The organism is Streptomyces sp. NPDC001903, assembly GCF_042891345.1.
Classification (GTDB): domain Bacteria; phylum Actinomycetota; class Actinomycetes; order Streptomycetales; family Streptomycetaceae; genus Streptomyces.
This window is the reverse complement of sequence record NZ_JBIASZ010000002.1, coordinates 153,041-170,402: the sequence shown is the minus strand read 5'-3', so window position 1 is coordinate 170,402 and position 17,362 is coordinate 153,041. Positions and strand designations below refer to the sequence as shown.

Sequence of the window (17,362 nt, the reverse complement as noted above, 5' to 3'; positions counted from 1 at the left end):
ACGTTTCCGTCGAGTTGATGAGGTGAGGGATCCGCACAGCGGATCCTGCTTATTTGGATCACACCCGAGCACGCCCCATCGCGGAGCCGGATGCTGACTTCCCGTGGGGCACGGCCCCCTACCCTGTCCTGGTCGTCGACGTCGACGGCGCCCTCGTGCAACGCAATGACGCGGCCGCCGTGCTCCTGCCACGCGCGGCGCCCGGGACACCTCTGGTCGATGTGGCTCCGGCCTGGCTCGCCGCAGCGCACCGCACCGTGGATCTCCCCGGCTCGTACGGTGCGCGGGACGCGCATCCAGCGCTGTCCGGGGTGATCGGCGGGCGCCGTTTCGAGGCCCACCCGCGTGTGAGGGATGACGGCACGGTGGCCTGGTGGCTGGTCGATGACACCGATCACCAGCTCGTTCGGGACGCCCTGCACACGGAGCGGGAGCGGACCGCTTTCCTCGCCAAGGCGTCCAGCGCCCTGCTCTCCACCCTCAATCTGGGGCGCTGTATGGACGTGACCGCGCAGATGGCCGCTGAGAGTCTTGCGGATGCGGCGCTCGCGATCGCCCCGAGCCGTGGGCGCAGGCTTCCGGTGGTGACCTGCCTGCGGGGCGGCGTGCCCGAACTTTCGCACGAGACGGTGGACCCGGACGACGTGCCGGGTCTGGGCGAGGCGCTGCGTGGGTTTCCGCCGGTGCCCTCCCGGTGGATCGATCCGTCGACGGCGCCGCAGTGGCTGGTGCCCGAGGGCTTCGGGCCGGTCGGAGCGATAGTGATCACCCCGTTGCCCGGGCACGGTGTCCCGGCCGGGGCGCTGGTGCTGCTTCGCAAGGCGAAGACCGACTCCTTCAGCGAGGAGGAGGAGGTCTTCGCCCGGTTGTTCGCCGCTCGTGCAGGAGCGGCGATGTCGGCGGCCCGCCTCTACGCGGAGCAGACCGCCATCACCGACGTGCTGATGCGGGAGCTGCTGCCCCCGACCCTGGAACAGGTCTCCGGAGTGGATTTCGCCGGCCGCTACCGGCCGTCGGCCGACCATGAGCGCATCGGCGGGGATTTCTACGACGTTCACCCTGCCACCGAGGGCGGAGCCTCCTTGGTCGCTCTCGGGGACGTGTGCGGCAAGGGCCTCGCGGCCGCCGTCCTCACGGGCAAGATCCGCAGTACCTTGCACGCCCTGCTGCCTTTGGCGGATGACCACCAGCGGATGCTCTCGCTGCTGAACACCGCCCTCCTCAACTCCCATCACGCACGGTTCGCGACCCTGGTTCTGGCCTCCGCCGTTCTCCGGGGCAACGAGGTGCACCTCAAGCTGACCAGCGCAGGCCACCCGACCCCGCTGATCATCCGGGGGGACGGCACCGTCGAAGAAGCCGACACTCGCGGCACCCTGGTCGGAGCCATCAGAGAGGTATCCGCCCGCACCACTGCCGTCACCCTCGCGCCGGGGGAGTGCTGCGTCCTGTACACCGACGGAATCACCGAAGCCAAGGGCGGGCCGATGGGCGACGCCCTGTTCGGCGACGAGCGCCTGAAGCGGGCCCTCTCCGCATGTGCGGGGATGACCGCCGAAGGCATCGTCGAGCACGTGCAGATGCTGGCCGCCCAGTGGCTGGGCAACCGGCGTCACGACGACATGGCCGTTGTCGTGATCGCAGCGCCCCGCACCCACCATCTGAGCGCGGTGAACGGGCACACTCGGGGCAGGTTCACCGGATGAGCACGAGCACCCTTCCCTCCCTCCCGGGCAGTCGCCACCCGGATCGGCTGGCGAACCGGCTGTTGAACGCCGCCCTTGGCGGAGACGAGCACTCCGCCATCGAGCTGGTACTCCGCGCCCTCGACGAAGGGGCGGATCCGGAGAGCATCCTGCTCGACGTGATCGCAGTGGTACAGGGCAAGGTCGGTCAGGAATGGGCGGAGAACCGGATCAGCGTGGCCCAGGAGCACGCCGCCACCGCCATCAATGAAAGGGTCATCACCTCCCTCGGAGTCCACCCCGCCGCCCGCACCGCAATCTCTCGGGGCCGCATCACGGTGGCCTGCGTCGATGGTGAATGGCATGCGCTGCCTGCCCGTCTGTTGGCCGAGGTCCTGAAGCTGCGCGGCTGGCGGATCGACTACCTCGGCGCCCAGCTCCCCACCTCGCACCTCATCGCGCACCTCCATACGACCGGCGCCGACGCGGTAGCCCTCTCCAGCTCGATCGCCACGAGGCTGCCCACCACACATGCGGCCATCTCCGCATGCCAGGCCATCGGCGTCCCCGTCCTCGTGGGCGGTGCCGCCTTCGGACCCGCGGGCCGGTACGCGAAACTACTCGGGGCCGACGCCTGGGCCCCCGACGCCCGTGCCGCGGCCGATCAGCTTGCCCACAGCCCCCTGTCCCGCCCGCAGCCCGACCACCAGCCGATCGACGACCTGCCCCACCTGGCGGATCAGGAATACACCCTGGTCACCCGCAACAGCGACTCCCTGGTGCGCACCGTTTTCACCGCTCTGGAAGATGCGCTCCCGTTCATGAACGCGTACAGCGATCTGCAGCGAGAGCGGACAGCGGAAGATCTCGCGTCCATCATCGAGTTCCTTGCCACCGCCCTCTATCTCGATGACGAAGACCTCTTCACCGGGTTCATCACCTGGACCGCGCAGGTCCTCACCGCGCGCGGCGTGCCCGCGCAGAGTCTGAGGCCCGCCCTGCACCTCCTTGCCCTGGAGCTCAAGGACTTCCCGCGGGCCACCCGCATCCTCCATGCCGCGACGCGAACAGTCGCCGCCCGCCACACCTCCGAGGCAGGGAACCCCGCATGACCACACCGCCCCCTGAATACCTGCGCCTGACCAGGGTCGACACCGGGGACCGGGTCCGCATAGAGCTCGACGGCGATCTCGACCACGACACGGCCGACCACCTGGTGAACGCGGCCACGGCGCAGCTCGCGGCCCGGCCCGGACTGGGTCACCTGCACTTGCACTTCGGAGGACTCGGCACGATCGATTCCATAGGCCTGTCCGCTCTGCTGATGATCGGCCGTCGTACCACCGAAGCCGGGGTACGTTTGCATTTGGAGGACCGGCCCGCGAACCTGGACCGGATCCTGCGCCTCACCGGAACCTTCGACCACCTCACGGCACCTCCCGCCAGCGGCGCCGCAGAGGACTCGACGCACGAGGAGGAGGCGACGGTGTTCCGTCCCACTCGGCCGGACGCCGGCACCTGAGCCACTGCCCGGCCGTTCACCGGGCAGAAGCACACACTGACGGGCAGTGATGAACGCACCAGACGCCGCACCCAGCGGGATAGTTCACGAGGCGACTCAGTCGGCCAGCTCCATCACCGAACTCCTCGACGTGATGTGGGAGTACGCCAGGAATTCCACGGCCGATGCCACCGTGCCCGGCTCGGCATCCCAACTGCGCCTGATGTACGTCGTCGACCGGCAGGACGGTATCCGGATGCGGGCGGTGTGCCAGCAGCTCGCCTCCGCACCGCCGACCGTCACCCGCATGTGCGACCGCCTTCAAGCCATCGGCTTCCTCGAACGCATGGCATCCCCCGACAGCGGCCGCGAGATCGCCCTGCGACTGACCACTGCGGGGAAACGGCATCTGCAACGCATCCGAGAGCAGCGCGACAGCATGCTGCACCAGGCCATCAACAACATGCCCTCCACCGAACGCCGTGCATTGGCCAAAGGGCTCGCAGGGCTCACCGCCCAGCTCAACGCCACCGATGAAGAAGATGGGAGACCCCGCGGTCACTCCGTGGCGTGAGCTGTTCCGTGAGCCGTGCATACCGAGGCAATTCGGCGGTCTAGCAGGCGGGGTTCGTGTCGCTGCGGTCACTGCGAAAGCGCAGGGCTGCGGCCGAACCAGTCGAGGCAGACGACCAAGGCGTCGTCGTCGGGATCCGCTTCGCGGTACGCCCTCAGCTCCTCCAGAATCGCTCGCGGGACTGCGGCGGCGGGCAGGAAACTGACGGCTTGGATGGCTCGCGCGAGAGCCCGCTCCTCGTAGGCTTCCCCCGCTCCGGAGACGGCCCCGTAGACCCCGTCGCTGACGAAGATCAGGCGGTCTCCGGGCAGGGCTTGGAATTCCTGCGCCTCGTAGAGGGTCTCGTCGAACATGCCCAGTGGATGCTGTGCCTCGAAATCGACGCGTTCCACAATTCTGTCGCGTTGACGCCAGAGCTGAGGCGATCCGGCGTCCACCACCTGCACGCGGCCTGTTGAGATGTCGAAGAACAGCAGCAAGGTCGACACATATTGCGCGCCCTGGTATTGGGCGTAGATGGCCTGATCGGCGAGCGCAGCCTGATCCGCGATGCCAATTCCAGCCCTGCGGGCGTTACGGAGGGCATTGACAGCCAGATTCGTCAGCAGAGACGCGTGAATTCCTTCGCCCATTCCGTTGGTGACGGTGAGGGTAAGGGTATCGGCCGTGGTGGACCAGTCGAAATTGTCTCCGTGGATATCGTATGCGGGCTCTAGTTGTCCCCCAATGGCGTATTCCTGGCGCGCACAGGAACGGGCGGGTAGCAGTTGCCACTGCATTTCCGCGGCCAGGGTGAGTCGCTGGCGCCCGGCGGGCCTGCAGGTAGAGATCGGTGTCACGCTCGGCCACCAGGATTTCGTGTCCAAGGAGCTCGGCAAGTCCCGTCATTTCCTCAACCGCCTGAGTAGTGCATCGGTGCTCAGGAAGGCGCACGGTCAGGATCCCGATCCTGTCGCCGCGCACCGTCACCGGCAGATGCAGCTCAATCGTCCCGTCCTGAGACAGGTACTTGCCGTAGGGCTCCTGGCTGATGAAGGCGCGCCCCTCCGGACTGGTCCGCACTGCCAAAGGTCGGGCCGTATGTGGAAGATCGGTCACCGGCTGCAGGACGGTGGAACTGTAGTCCGCCACGAGCAGGTCGACTTCGGTGGCCTCGAAGTGCTGAATGAGCGCGTCACGAAGCGTGCCGAGGAGCTCATGGGGAGCACCTGTACGCAGAGCGCGCTCAATGGTCTGGAAATGCGTCACGATGGGCGCCATTCGTCGGAAGCGGTCAGGAGGGGGTGGCATGGAGGCCACCTGTAATACGAAGCACCGCCATGTTGCTGCAGAGCCACTTGAGGGAATTCCAGAGCCGGCCACACGAAACTGTTCTCACATTGAAAGCATCTTCTGCGGTCACCTCGCATCGTATCGTGCGTGCCGCGACCCGTGGAATCTTCCGGCCTGCTGGCCAATCCGGCGGCGAAGCCCTCAGGCCCGGCCTCGGCCATGGGTCGTCGGCGGAGTCCGAGCAAGCGGCGACGCCGATGGCCGAGAGTGCGGGCAGCCGGGAGCAGGGTGTCATCTCCGGGGCGCACACGAGGTCCACCGTCAAGCTGTTTCGTCGTAGCGACTCAGGCACCGGCGGGCTGTGACGTGCACACGAAATCCGAGTGAATGGGCAGCCGCCCTGCCGCGAGACCGGAAATCCGCGCGGCCCGTCGCGCAATAGACTGGACGTGGCGCCGCCCCTGCCTGGAAGGAACCCGGATGGCTCGCACCGGCAACGAATCCGACGGGCCGGGTCAGCCGCTCGCTGTTTGGGTGGTGGCACCCGACGGAGGGCGCCCTGAGGGGCGCACGTGTGTCCACGCGAGGGCTCTGCCCGCAGTTCCGGGGATGCTGCTCCGGGTGTGTGCGCAGTGCCGCACCCGCGGCTGGACCTGGATCCGGCTGAGGTGGTGCTCCACCTGCGGGCAGGTCGGATGCTGCGACAGCTCCCCGGGCCGGCACGCCTACGCCCACCATGCGCAGACGGGGCACCCCGTGGTCATCTCACTGGCTCCCGACGAGGCCTGGGCCTGGTGTTACATCGACGAGGTGTTCCTCCTACGGGGTGAGGCGAGCGGGTCGAGCGGATCCCGCTGAGGACATCGACCTTCGCGCCCCACCTCATGCGACATCGGCGCACTGCATCCACTGCGGGTGTGAACCGCGAAGGGCAGTGGGAGGTGGATGCGATGAGTGAGGATCGGCGCACCGACGGCCCGATGCCCACGGAATCGGTCTGGGACTACCCGCGGCCACCGCGGGTTGAGCCGGATGGACGTCGCGTGGTGATCGCGCATCGCGGCGTGGTGTTGGCCGACTCGCGGGCTTGCAGGCGTGTGCTGGAGACCAGTCACCCACCCGTCTTCTACGTGCCGCCCCACGATGTACGCACCGATCTGCTGTCGAAGTCGCAGGGGAGCACCTTCTGTGAACGGAAGGGACTCGCCACCTACTGGAACCTGGCCGTCGATGGCTGCACCGTCCCGGATGCGGCCTGGAGCTATGAGGCTCCCTCCCCGGAATACGGGAGCATTGCCGGTCACCTGGCCTTCTACGCGGGAAGGGTTGATCTTTGCACGGTGGGCGGTGAGCGCGTGCTGGCTCAGCCCGGCGACTTCTACGGTGGCTGGATCACTGCCGAGATCATCGGTCCGTACAAGGGTGCTTCGGGCACTGCCGGCTGGTGAGATGCGATGCGGGCGAGGCCTCCCCCCCCGTCCCGGTGCTGGGGCCCTCCCCAGCACCGGTACGGGGGGATGTCCCCACCGTCTCCGGGTGTTGGTCGGATGGTCCGACCGGTTCCGGGCGAACAGGGTTGAACCGTCCAGATGTACGAACGAAGGGAACCCTGGATGTTCAGCCTGAAGTCGTTCCGCCGCCGCGCGGCCCGCACGGCCGCCGTCGGCGCGCTCGCGGTGGCGACGTGTGCCACGTTGACGGTCGGCAGCGCCGGAGCCATCGTCAATGGGACCGAGCCCACGGAGCGCTACCCGTTCATGGCGGTGATCCCGGAGTCGGCGCCCGAGCAGGGGCTGTACGACGGCAACTGCGGAGCCTCGCTGATCGATCCGCAGTGGGTGCTGACGGCGGCCCACTGCCTCCGGGGCGACGGGCTCCGGTTGGACGGCATCGTGCGCATCGGCAGCACGGACCGGAAGTCCGGGGGGACCGTCCGGGCCATCGAACGGACCTTCGTCCACCCCGGCTTCGTGAGTGGTGACGGGAAGGCGTTCAACCGTGACGACATCGCCCTGGTCCGCCTGGACCGCCCGGTCTCCGAGAAGCCCGTCCCGATCGCGGAACGCCCCGGACGGCCCGGCACCCCGACCAGGATCCTGGGATTCGGCACCACCTCCGACACCGAACTGAAGTTTTCGGAGGGGCTGCGGGAGCTGCGGACACGCCGGGGGGCCGAGGCCGAATGCGCCCCGGGCTACGCGGACCGGACCCGGCTGTGCACGATCAGCCGCGTGCCCGCAGCCATGGCGTGCTTCGGGGACTCCGGCGGGCCGCAGCTTCAGAAGGGCCGGCACGGGCGGTGGGAGCTCATCGGAGTGACCTCGGGTCCGGGTGCCCCCGGTGTCCCGTGCTCGGCCGGCCCGGGCCTCTACACCAGCGCGCCCGCGTACGCGGACTGGATCCGGCAGACCATCAGGCACAACTCCTGATCCCGGCGGCAGCCCCGGGGCCGGTCGGGCGTCCGGCGCAGTGGAATCCCCGTCCTGAAAGCCACCTTCGCCGCACGCGACACCGCGTGGTGGGGTCGCGGTACTGCCCAGGCGTCCGCCAGCAGCCGAGGGGGTCGGGGTCAGCGGCCCCAGCGCAGCGCTGCCGTCTGCACCGGCGCGTCCCACAGCCGCAGCATTTCCTCATCGACCCGACACAGGGTCACCGAGCACCCCGCCATGTCCAACGAGGTGACGTAGTTCCCCACCAGGGTCCGGGCCACCGGGACGCCCCGAGCCGCCAGTACCCGGGCCACCTCCGCGTGGAAGCCGTACAGCTCCAGCAGCGGCGTTGCGCCCATCCCGTTCACCAGGGCCACCACCGGCCCGTCGGCGGCCTGGGCCGTATTCGCCATGTCGTCCAGCACGGAGCCCACCGCGACCTCCGCGATGTCCTTCGCCGGCATCATCGGCCGTCGCTCCCGGCCCGGCTCGCCGTGGATCCCGATGCCCAGCTCCAGCTCGCCGTCCGGCAGGTCGAAGGTGGGACTGCCCTTGGCAGGGGTGGTGCAGGCGCTCAGCGCCACGCCGAAGCTGCCCGAGGCCTCGTTGACCCGTCGGGCGACCGCGGCGACCTGCTCCAGTGGCGCACCCTCCTCCGCCGCGGCCCCGGCGATCTTCTCAACGAGGAGCGTGGCCCCCGTGCCGCGACGCCCGGCGGTGTAGAGGCTGTCGGTCACGGCGACGTCGTCATTGACCAGCACCCGCTCGACCCGGATGCCGTCCTCCTCGGCGAGCTCGGCGGCCATGTCGAAGTTCAGCACGTCCCCGGTGTAATTCTTGACGATGAACAGCACCCCCTGGCCGGAGTGCACTGCCTTGGCCGCCCGCACCATCTGGTCGGGCACGGGGGATGTGAACACCTCGCCCGGACAGGCGGCGGACAACATTCCGTATCCGACGAAGCCGGCGTGCAAGGGCTCGTGTCCGGAGCCGCCCCCGGAGACGAGACCGACCCTGCCGCCCTGCTGCGCGTCCCGCCGTAGGACGATCCGGGCGGCGACGTCCACGTCCAGTTCCGGGTGGGCCGCGGCCAGCCCGCGGAGGGCGTCCGCGACCACGGTCTGCGGACTGTTGATCAACATCTTCATCGTGTGCCTCCCGGCCGGAGCAGCTGCGGGTGGGTAGCCCGGTGCGGCCACGAATACCGAGCGCCGTGCGCCGGGCGGGCGCGTCAGCGAGGGCACGCCCTACGCACAGTGTGCTGCCACGCCGCGGACATCCGCGAGGGCTCGGGCGACCGGCTCGGAGAAGGACCGGGGAGCCCTGTGCGGGCACCGGTCCCGGCGGGCCGGATTGCTCTCGCCTTTCCGGCACGGGCGACCCGATCTACCCTGAACCGGGGGGCTCGGGGCAGGCGAATGCCGGTCTTCGACCGGCGGGAAGCGGGCACCCATGAAGGAGCGCCTCAAAGCGTCGGGGCTGGTCGGTGAATTGTCAGCCGAATTCGCCGGCACCATGATCCTCATCCTGTTCGGCTGTGGCGTGGTGGCCCAGGTGGTCGCGGGCGGAGCCCTGACGGACCCTGCGGGCGGCCTCGGAAACCACGACAGCATCGCCTGGGCCTGGGGCCTCGGCGTCACCCTGGGCGTCTACGCCGCGGCAAGGCTCAGCGGCGCCCACCTCAACCCCGCTGTGACCGTCGCCCTGGCCGCTTTCAAGGGCTTTCCGTGGAGCAAGGTGGCCCCCTATGCGTTGGCTCAGCTGGCCGGAGCCTTCGTGGCAGCCCTGATCGTCCGCTGGAACTACACCGAAGCGCTGGCCAAGGCCGACCCCGGTCACACCATCAAGACACAAGGCGTCTTCTCCACGCTCCCGGCCAACGGAAACACGAACCTGCCGGTGACCGAGTGGGGAGCGCTGCGCGACCAGATCATCGGAACCGCGATCCTGCTGCTGCTGATCTTCGCGGTCACGGATCTGCTGGGCACGCCGCCGGGGGCCAACCTGGCGCCGTTCATCGTCGGCCTGATCGTCGTGGCGATCGGCATGGCGTGGGGTACCAACGCCGGGTACGCGATCAACCCGGCCCGTGACCTCGGCCCCCGTCTGGCCAGCTTCCTCACCGGGTACGGCGGTGCATGGAGGGATCAGTACGGCAACTTCTACTTCTGGGTGCCGATCATCGGCCCCTTCATAGGCGGTCTGCTGGGTGCGGGAATCTACAAGCTCCTCATCGGCAGGTTCCTGCCGACCGCAGAACTGGAGCCTCCCGGACGCGTACCGGCACCGGAAGAGACGAGCTGACCGGGAGCTGACCGGGTCCGCCGTGGGCGGGCAGCGGCACCTCCCGTCGCGTCCGCCCCGCCCCGTCGCGTCCCGTTCCGTCCCGTACGACACCCCCCACACGGCATACCAAGAGGAGGCGGCACCCCATGGCTGACTTCGTCGGCGCAGTGGACCAGGGAACCACGAGCACCCGTTTCATGATCTTCGACCATGCCGGCAACGAGGTGGCGCGGCACCAGCTGGAGCACAACCAGATCCTCCCGCGCTCGGGGTGGGTCGAACACGACCCGGTGGAGATCTGGGAACGCACCAACTCGGTCATCCAGAACGCCCTCCGGCACGGAAACCTCGACGCCTCGGACCTGGCGGCCGTCGGCATCACCAACCAGCGCGAGACGACCGTCGTCTGGGACCCCCGCACGGGCCGCCCCTACTACAACGCCATCGTCTGGCAGGACACCCGTACCGACTCCATCGCCGCCGCACTGGAACGCGGCGGCCAGGGCGACGTCATCCGCCGCAAGGCGGGGCTGCCACCGGCCACCTACTTCTCCGGAGGCAAGATCCAATGGATCCTGGAGAACGTCGACGGCGTGCGGCAGGCCGCCGAGCAGGGCCACGCCCTCTTCGGCAACACCGACTGCTGGGTGCTGTGGAACCTCACCGGCGGGCCTGACGGTGGCGTCCACGCCACCGACGTCACCAACGCCAGCCGCACCATGCTCATGGACCTGGAGACCCTCGACTGGGACGACGAGCTTCTTGGGTTCTTCGGCATCCCCCGGTCCATGCTGCCCACCATCAACCCGTCCTCCCACCCCGAGGCGTACGGACGGACCCGCACCTCCAGGCCGCTACGCGAGGCCATCCCCATCACCGGAGTCCTCGGCGACCAGCAGGCGGCCACCGTCGGTCAAGTCTGTTACGCGCCCGGCGAGGCGAAGAACACGTACGGGACCGGCAACTTCCTGGTGCTCAACACCGGCACGGAACTGGTCCGCTCGCAACACGGCCTCCTGACCACGGTGGCGTACCAGTTCGGCGACAGCCCCGCGATCTACGCACTCGAAGGATCCATCGCGGTCACCGGCTCCGCCGTGCAGTGGCTGCGCGACCAGCTGAAGATCATCGGCGACGCCGCCGAGAGCGAGCGTCTGGCGCGCACCGTCGAGGACAGCGGCGGCATCTACTTCGTCCCCGCCTTCTCCGGCCTGTTCGCCCCGTACTGGCGCTCCGACGCCCGCGGCGCGATCGTCGGTCTGGCCCGCTACCACGACAACGGACACCTGGCGCGGGCCACGCTGGAGGCCATCTGCTACCAGACCCGCGACGTGGTGGAAGCCATGGAGCAAGACTCCGGCGTCCACCTCGACGTACTCAAGGTCGACGGCGGAGTCACCGCCAACGACCTCTGCATGCAGACCCAGGCCGACATCCTCGGCGTACCGGTCAGCCGCCCCGTCGTCGCCGAGACGACCGCGCTCGGCGCCGCCTACGCGGCCGGGCTCGCCACCGGATTCTGGCGGGACACGGATGAACTGCGCACCCATTGGCAGGAGTCCAAGCGCTGGCAGCCCGAGTGGTCGGAGGAAAAGCGCACGGAGGGCTACGAGGGATGGAAGCGCGCGGTGGAGCGCACGCTCGACTGGGCCAAGGTCGAATAGGTTCCGGCCGCGGGCCCGCAGTACCGAGGAGGAGACCATGGTCGATCCGGTAGCCCTCTCACCCCGGGCCCGCACCCAGGCCCTCGCCGCGATGGGAAGGGGCGAGCTCGACGTCCTCGTCGTCGGGGGCGGCGTCGTCGGCGCCGGGTCCGCCCTGGACGCCGCCACCCGGGGCCTGAGCGTGGGGCTCGTCGAAGCCCGCGACTGGGCCTCGGGTACGTCCAGCCGCTCCAGCAAACTCATCCACGGCGGCCTGCGCTACCTGGAGATGCTCGACTTCCGCCTGGTCGCCGAAGCGCTCAAGGAACGCGGCCTCCTGCTCCGGTACCTCGCCCCCCACCTGGTGCGTCCGGTGCCGTTCCTCTACCCCCTGCAACACCGCGTCATCGAACGTCCGTACGTCGGCAGTGGCGTGCTGCTCTACGACGCGATGGCCCGGGCCTCCGGGACCTCCGGAGGTCTGCCCCACCACCGCCACCTGAGCAGACACGGGGCCCTGCGCGAGGCACCCGCCCTGCGCGCCGACCTCCTGGTGGGCGCCATCCAGTACTGGGACGCCCAGGTCGACGACGCCCGGCACACCCTCTTCCTCACCCGTACGGCCGCTTCGTACGGGGCGCTGACCGCCAACCGCACCAGTGTCAGCCGCTTCCTGCGGCAGGGCGAGCGGGTGGTCGGAGCCGTCATCACCGATCTGGAGAGCGGGGACGAAACGCAGGTGCGGGCCAAGCAGGTCATCAACGCGACCGGGGTGTGGACGGACGACACCCAGGCCATGGCCGGCACCCGCGGCCAGTTCCACGTCCGTGCCTCCAAGGGCGTCCACCTGCTGGTTCCCCGTGACCGGATCAACTCCCGCACCGGGCTGATCCTGCGCACCGAGAAGAGCGTGCTGTTCGTCATCCCCTGGGGCCGGCACTGGATCATCGGGACCACCGACACCGACTGGACACTCGACAAAGCCCACCCCGCCCTCAGCTCCAAGGACGTCACCTACCTGCTGGAACACGTCAACAGCGTGCTGACCACACCCCTGGCCCCCGAAGACGTGGAGGGTGTGTACGCCGGCCTGCGTCCCCTGCTGTCCGGCGAGGCGGCGGAGACCAGCAAACTGTCCCGGGAGCACCTCGTCGCCCATCCCGTACCCGGGCTGGTCGTGGTGGCGGGCGGCAAGTACACCACGTACCGGGTGATGGCCAAGGACGCGGTCGACGAGGCCGTGCGAGGCCTGGACGAGAAGGTTCCGCACTGCGTCACACATCGCGTTCCGCTGCTGGGCGCCGACGGCTACCTGGCGCTGTGGAACTCGCGGCAGCGGCTCGCCGAACGCTCCGGGCTCCATGTCGCCCGCATCGAACACCTCCTGAACCGCTACGGCTCCCTGGCGCCCGAACTGCTCGCCCTGGTGGCCGCCGACCCTGCGCTCGGAGAGGCACTGCCGAGCTCCGACGACTACCTGAGGGTCGAGGCCGTGTACGCGGTGACCCACGAGGGAGCCCGCCACCTGGAGGACGTCCTCGCCCGGCGCACCCGGATCTCCATCGAGTCCTGGGACCGAGGGGTGGACGCGGCGCCGACCGTGGCGAGCCTCATGGCACCCCACCTGGGATGGGACCAGGCACACCGGGACCGCGAGGTCGACCACTACCTCAAGCGCGTCGCCGCCGAGCGCGAGGCCCAGCAGCAGCCGGACGACCTGACCGCCGACGCGGTGCGGCTCGGCGCCCCGGACATCATCCCGGTGAACTGAACGGCCGCACGTGGGGGGCTCGGCCACGTCCGCCCGTAGATCGCAGGGTCAACCCTGTGAGGCAATGTGCTTGATGACAGACCTGAACGCGTCGGTCGGCGAGAAGTCCACGTACTCGCAGTCTTCGAGCGCCACGGGGGCGTGCCCGGCCGGCCAGTAGAAGGCCTGTCCCGCTTCGTACACCTCCTCACCGTCCTTGGTCACCATCTTCAGACGGCCCTTGAGCATGTACCCCCAATGAGGGCACGGACAGAGATCATCGGGCAGGCCCTTCACCGCCGGGCGCAGGTCCGCGCCCTGGGGCAGGCGTACGAAGCCGACGGACAGGTCTCCCCCCACCTCTTGCGTACGGAGCTCGACCCCTCCGCCCTCGATCGCGACCGGTGTGTCCTGTCGTGTCAGCGCTGTCATGACTGCCTCGCTTCGCTCGGTTTGCGGCAACGTGCCCTTCTCCCAGACTGGCCCTCGTGAGCGGGAGGTGCCACGCGGGCCGCGCCCGCTGCCGGTAGGAGGCGGACGTCGCGGGCCGGTGTCCCGTTGCGGCCCTCAGGGGAGCTTCGGAGCGCTGCCGATCAGCCGGCATCACCCGGCAATGGGGCGATGTCCATGGCTGCGTGGATCCGCTCGAGGTGGATGAGAACGTCGTAGGCCGGGGTGATGGCGAGGGTGGGGAGAGGGTCCATCCTGAAGGAAGAGCCGGCCTCGTAGGTGGGGCGGGGGGTGCTCAGCCAGGTGCGGCCCGCAGCGGGCAGGGCGCGCAGATCGAGGTAGTAGTCGCGGTGGCGCACCCGGTCCAGGGTGTACTCCTGCATATCGGGGGTGGCCGCGGGGACGGTGACCTCGTTCCAAGGGCTGCCGAGGGTGGTCGAGGTGAGGAACGAGCCGCGGCCGAAGGTGAAGCCGATGGCGGCGTAGTCGCGGCCGAGGGCCTCACGCAGGAAGACGCCCTGGGTCGTGGGGTACATCACCGGGTCGGTGGCCAGGTAGCCCACGTGGCCGTTGTGCGCCGAGAGCAGCATCTTGTCGCCGGTTCTGCGGTGCCACCAGGCGGTGTTGTCGGCCATCACCCGGTCGCGGAGGTGCTCCGCGGCGGACACCGACGCGGGGTCGGACAGGTCGAGCGAGGCGAACTCGAAGGTCTGGGCGATGTTGCGGGCGTGCTGCTCCGCCCACTCGTAGGCGTCACCGCCGGCCGCCTTGTGCGCGGCGACCAGGTCGAAGGCCTGCCGGGCGGTGGCGGCGTGGAGCCGACGTTCGGCGACGGGCTTGCGCAGGTAGGCGAAGACGTCGTCGAGGGGGCGCAGGCCCTCGTACAGCTGCTCAAGGTGTGCGAGGTTCTGGGGGTGGCTCGTGCGGACGTACGAGAGCACCCGGTCGAAGACGGCGTCGCCCAGCCTGGGTGCCCCGATGTCGTTGCCCATGAAGTGGACCTTACGGCCGGGGTGCCGGTCGTTGTGGCGGCGCATCCAGGCGATGAGGCTGACGAACTCCTCGCGTTCCCAAGGCGATCCGGCCAGGGCCTCCTTGGCGATCCGCCGGGCGTCGCCGGCGCCGCCCTGGAGGTACTCGTCGATCCGCAGACCGGCCGTCCAACTCATCTCCAAGCCGAAGGTGGTGAAGCCCCTTTCCTCGACGAGGTGGCGGAAGACGCGTTGCTTCATGGCGAAGAACTCGTGCGAGCCGTGGGTGGCTTCGCCCAGTCCGACCACCTTGGCGTTGCCGATCATGGCGTCAAGCGGGCGTAGGTCCGTGGTGCTGCCGCCGGGTTCCGTCGAGCGCAGGGGATGGGCCGCGCGCTCCAGCGCGCGGAGCGCCTGGGCCTGCTCGTCCTTCGCCGCCGTGGCCGGAGGGACGGGTGGGGTGGGGGTGGGCGCAGGGGTGGCGGCGGAGGCGGAGGCTGTGGGGGCCAGCAGGGCCGAAGCCGTGAGCCCGGCTGTAGCGGCGAGCAGCCTCCGCCGGTCGATCGCTTGGTGGTGCGCGGTCATGCTGAACTCCTCGGCTCGTTCTTGCTCCCCTGGGCGATGAAACGATCATGACCTGGGTCGGGGCGGGCCACGCTGGGGGCTTCCTCCGGGTTTGGCCGGGGGGTATCCCCCTGCCGTGCATTCAGGCGGGTGGCGCCCAAGCCGGGTGCGCTGTCCTGTCGGGTGTCGGTCCGCCGGGGCGCACCCCGCCGATCTCTTCGCTGTCGCCGAGCAGTCGTACGGGCGGGAGCTTCGCGCGATGGTGCACTGCCGCCACCTCGGGCGGGTCTGCGATCCACGGGCTGCGAAGCCGGGCCCTGCCCGCCGTGCATGCCCAGGCCATGTATTCCTCGCGAACACCCACCCCCAACACATCACCGCAGGAGCGGACAGCCGATGCCCCGCGCCGGGACGCGCCGGCCTCGTGAGGCCGATCAGGCAGGGCCGGCGCCTGCACGCCGAGGCGACCCCAGGACAGCGCAATGGCTTGTCATGTACTTACGGTGCATCCTGTGGCCCATGGCGAGACGATCACAGGTTCGAGCAGGCACCCCGGGTGGATGCCTCCTCAACGGATGCCTGACCCTTCTGGGCCTGCTCCTGGTGGCCGTCCTCGGTGTGGGGATCTGGCTGGAGACGCAACCTGCGCGTGACGACGCCCAGGCGCGGAAGAACCTCCGCGAGAAAGTCGAGGTGTTCCGCGGCCGTCTGGGTGCGTCAGCAGCCGACGGCAGCCTTCCCGACGCGGAGATCGGCCAGGTCTTCTCCGCGTCGAAACCCGCCCGGGGCGTGGTCGGCGTGACCCGGCAGGGCGGGGCCGTCACCATCGTCGCGGAGCTGTCGGGCCAGGGTCCGCCGCGAGCATTCATTTTCGTGTACGAGCGGTCGGTGCGGGGCTGTTACGCCTTCGAGGTGGGGCCCGCGGTGCCCGGGCCCCCGCGGCCCTCCGTCCGGGAGCTGTCCCGCGAAGCCTGTGCGCCGGCCCGACTGCCTCCCGGGTCTTGAAGCAGCCGGCGGACGTCATCGGATCCGCCAGGCCACCGGCATCGCGCGGTGTGAACACCGCCGGGTTCGAAGCCTTTTCGGCGGGAGGTGAATCCTTTCGCGGTTGCGGGGCCTCTGATAGGCGTGCGGACGACCGCGTCCGCACCGCACCCCACCGGGAGGATCCCTTGACCACTGTCGTCATCGCGGCGGCCGTCGCGCTGCTGCTGTGCGCGTGTACCGCTGCGCTGCTGCGCCGACGGAGGCGCCGGCGTGGCTGATCACATCTGGCCCGGCGCGACCCTGGTCGCCGCGGCGCAGCGCGGTGATGTGGAGGCGCTGAGCGCCTTGGTGTACGGCGCGTACCCGCACGTGCACCGGTTCGCGCGCACACTGTGCGCCACACCCCAGGACGCCGAGGATGCCGCCCAGGAGGCGCTGATCATCCTCTACCGCAAGATCGGCATGCTGCGCGCCTCCGGTGCGCTGGCGTCGTGGATGTTCCGGATCGTCCGCAACGAGTGCCTGCGCCGCACACGTGCTCTGTTCCCCGGGGTGGAATCGGCCGCCCCTGGCAGGGACGGACCCGGCCGCCACGACGAGTCGCGCCAGTACGACGTGTCCGGCGGCACTGCACGGTCCGCCGAAGAGGATGTCCTGCTGCGCCTGGAAGCCGATCGCATCGCGGCCGCAGTCGCCGCCTTGCCTGCCGACCAGCGGCAGGTGCTGGTCATGAGGGACATCCAGGGCCTGTCCGGCCGCACCGTTGCGGATCGGCTGGGGCTGAGTACCGCCGCGATGAAGTCTCGCCTGCACCGGGCTCGTTCGACGGTACGAGAGGCGCTGCGCGAGGAATCGGCATGCACCGGGGGAGACGACGATGACATCTGAACCAACCACGACGAGCATGGCCCCGCCCGGTGCCGCCGGTCGCGGCACGCGCAGACGCAGCGGTTTCGCCAGCGCCACCGTCCCGCGCCATCTGGTCCGCGGTGCAGTCGGGTTCGGTGTGCTCGCTGGATCGGTGGCCCTGCTGCCGGTCGCCGGACCGGTGAGCCTGCTGCTCGCCCCCGTCGGCCTGGTCGCCCTCCGCGGCTGCCCGATGTGCTGGGCGATCGGCCTCGTGGAAACCGTCTCGGCCGGGCGCCTACGCCGCTCCTGCACCAACGGGAGCTGCGAACTGCGGCGTGCTTGAAGGGGTACCCCCGCAGGCGTGGACGGGCTTGACGTCGGCGCGAGACGAGCAGCCTCAC

The 17,362-nt window shown here is 69.6% G+C and carries 16 protein-coding genes and 1 pseudogene; 13 read left to right on the top strand and 4 right to left on the bottom strand.

Annotated elements, in window-relative coordinates:
• Window positions 1–128 precede the first annotated feature (128 nt).
• The 4 genes from ACFYZS_RS04330 to ACFYZS_RS04315 are packed head-to-tail and all read left to right on the top strand — an operon-like array spanning window position 129 to window position 3,760.
• Window positions 129–1,706, top strand: a complete 1,578-nt coding sequence (locus tag ACFYZS_RS04330; protein WP_389007533.1) for a PP2C family protein-serine/threonine phosphatase — start codon at window positions 129–131, stop codon at window positions 1,704–1,706.
• The gene (locus ACFYZS_RS04325; RefSeq protein ID WP_389006649.1) at window positions 1,703–2,797 is read left to right on the top strand and encodes a B12-binding domain-containing protein; all 1,095 of its coding nucleotides are present in this window, start codon (window positions 1,703–1,705) and stop codon (window positions 2,795–2,797) included. The genes ACFYZS_RS04330 and ACFYZS_RS04325 overlap by 4 nt, the downstream gene beginning before the upstream one ends.
• Window positions 2,794–3,207: an STAS domain-containing protein gene (locus tag ACFYZS_RS04320; RefSeq protein ID WP_389006646.1), complete on the top strand. Its 414-nt coding sequence runs from the start codon at window positions 2,794–2,796 to the stop codon at window positions 3,205–3,207. Before ACFYZS_RS04325 ends, ACFYZS_RS04320 begins: the two co-directional genes overlap by 4 nt.
• Before the next feature lie 49 nt (window positions 3,208–3,256).
• Window positions 3,257–3,760: a MarR family winged helix-turn-helix transcriptional regulator gene (locus ACFYZS_RS04315; RefSeq protein WP_389007531.1), complete on the top strand. Its 504-nt coding sequence runs from the start codon at window positions 3,257–3,259 to the stop codon at window positions 3,758–3,760.
• A gap of 68 nt (window positions 3,761–3,828) precedes the next feature.
• Here ACFYZS_RS04315 and ACFYZS_RS04310 read toward each other — a convergent pair.
• Window positions 3,829–5,020: pseudogene (locus ACFYZS_RS04310) on the bottom strand (PP2C family protein-serine/threonine phosphatase).
• Window positions 5,021–5,641: 621 nt separating this feature from the next.
• On the opposite strand from ACFYZS_RS04310, the gene ACFYZS_RS04305 reads away from it, so the two are divergent.
• The 3 genes from ACFYZS_RS04305 to ACFYZS_RS04295 all read left to right on the top strand — a co-directional run bounded on the left by ACFYZS_RS04305 (window position 5,642) and on the right by ACFYZS_RS04295 (window position 7,461).
• Complete coding sequence (locus tag ACFYZS_RS04305) at window positions 5,642–5,890, top strand: UBP-type zinc finger domain-containing protein (protein ID WP_389006643.1); 249 nt, start codon at window positions 5,642–5,644, stop codon at window positions 5,888–5,890.
• A 59-nt stretch (window positions 5,891–5,949) separates the two neighbouring features.
• A complete protein-coding gene (locus ACFYZS_RS04300) occupies window positions 5,950–6,480 on the top strand; it encodes a DUF427 domain-containing protein (RefSeq protein WP_389006640.1) in 531 nt (176 codons plus the stop codon).
• A 165-nt stretch (window positions 6,481–6,645) separates the two neighbouring features.
• Window positions 6,646–7,461: a S1 family peptidase gene (locus ACFYZS_RS04295; RefSeq protein WP_389006637.1), complete on the top strand. Its 816-nt coding sequence runs from the start codon at window positions 6,646–6,648 to the stop codon at window positions 7,459–7,461.
• 140 nt (window positions 7,462–7,601) lie between these two features.
• On the opposite strand, the gene dhaK is transcribed toward ACFYZS_RS04295, so the two are convergent.
• Window positions 7,602–8,609: a dihydroxyacetone kinase subunit DhaK gene (dhaK, locus tag ACFYZS_RS04290; RefSeq protein WP_389006634.1), complete on the bottom strand. Its 1,008-nt coding sequence runs from the start codon at window positions 8,607–8,609 to the stop codon at window positions 7,602–7,604.
• 304 nt (window positions 8,610–8,913) lie between these two features.
• Here dhaK and ACFYZS_RS04285 point away from each other — a divergent pair, with 304 nt between their 5' ends.
• From ACFYZS_RS04285 to ACFYZS_RS04275, 3 genes are all read left to right on the top strand, one after another.
• Window positions 8,914–9,765 (top strand): MIP/aquaporin family protein, encoded by an 852-nt coding sequence (locus tag ACFYZS_RS04285; RefSeq protein WP_389006630.1) that lies wholly within the window; start codon window positions 8,914–8,916, stop codon window positions 9,763–9,765.
• 128 nt (window positions 9,766–9,893) lie between these two features.
• Window positions 9,894–11,411, top strand: a complete 1,518-nt coding sequence (gene glpK / locus ACFYZS_RS04280) for a glycerol kinase GlpK (RefSeq protein ID WP_389006628.1) — start codon at window positions 9,894–9,896, stop codon at window positions 11,409–11,411.
• Between the two features lie 37 nt (window positions 11,412–11,448).
• Window positions 11,449–13,161 carry a glycerol-3-phosphate dehydrogenase/oxidase gene (locus ACFYZS_RS04275; protein WP_389006625.1) on the top strand — a complete coding sequence of 571 codons (1,713 nt, stop codon included), beginning with the start codon at window positions 11,449–11,451 and terminating at the stop codon, window positions 13,159–13,161.
• A gap of 48 nt (window positions 13,162–13,209) precedes the next feature.
• On the opposite strand, the gene ACFYZS_RS04270 is transcribed toward ACFYZS_RS04275, so the two are convergent.
• Window positions 13,210–13,572 (bottom strand): hypothetical protein, encoded by a 363-nt coding sequence (locus ACFYZS_RS04270; protein WP_030871991.1) that lies wholly within the window; start codon window positions 13,570–13,572, stop codon window positions 13,210–13,212.
• Window positions 13,573–13,733: 161 nt separating this feature from the next.
• Complete coding sequence (locus ACFYZS_RS04265; RefSeq protein WP_389006621.1) at window positions 13,734–15,146, bottom strand: erythromycin esterase family protein; 1,413 nt, start codon at window positions 15,144–15,146, stop codon at window positions 13,734–13,736.
• 498 nt (window positions 15,147–15,644) lie between these two features.
• Here ACFYZS_RS04265 and ACFYZS_RS04260 point away from each other — a divergent pair, with 498 nt between their 5' ends.
• The 3 genes from ACFYZS_RS04260 to ACFYZS_RS04250 all read left to right on the top strand — a co-directional run bounded on the left by ACFYZS_RS04260 (window position 15,645) and on the right by ACFYZS_RS04250 (window position 17,304).
• Complete coding sequence (locus ACFYZS_RS04260) at window positions 15,645–16,130, top strand: hypothetical protein (RefSeq protein ID WP_389006618.1); 486 nt, start codon at window positions 15,645–15,647, stop codon at window positions 16,128–16,130.
• Between the two features lie 252 nt (window positions 16,131–16,382).
• Window positions 16,383–17,000 (top strand): RNA polymerase sigma factor, encoded by a 618-nt coding sequence (locus ACFYZS_RS04255; protein WP_389006615.1) that lies wholly within the window; start codon window positions 16,383–16,385, stop codon window positions 16,998–17,000.
• Complete coding sequence (locus tag ACFYZS_RS04250; RefSeq protein WP_389006612.1) at window positions 16,990–17,304, top strand: hypothetical protein; 315 nt, start codon at window positions 16,990–16,992, stop codon at window positions 17,302–17,304. Before ACFYZS_RS04255 ends, ACFYZS_RS04250 begins: the two co-directional genes overlap by 11 nt.
• The last annotated feature ends 58 nt before the right edge of the window (window positions 17,305–17,362 follow it).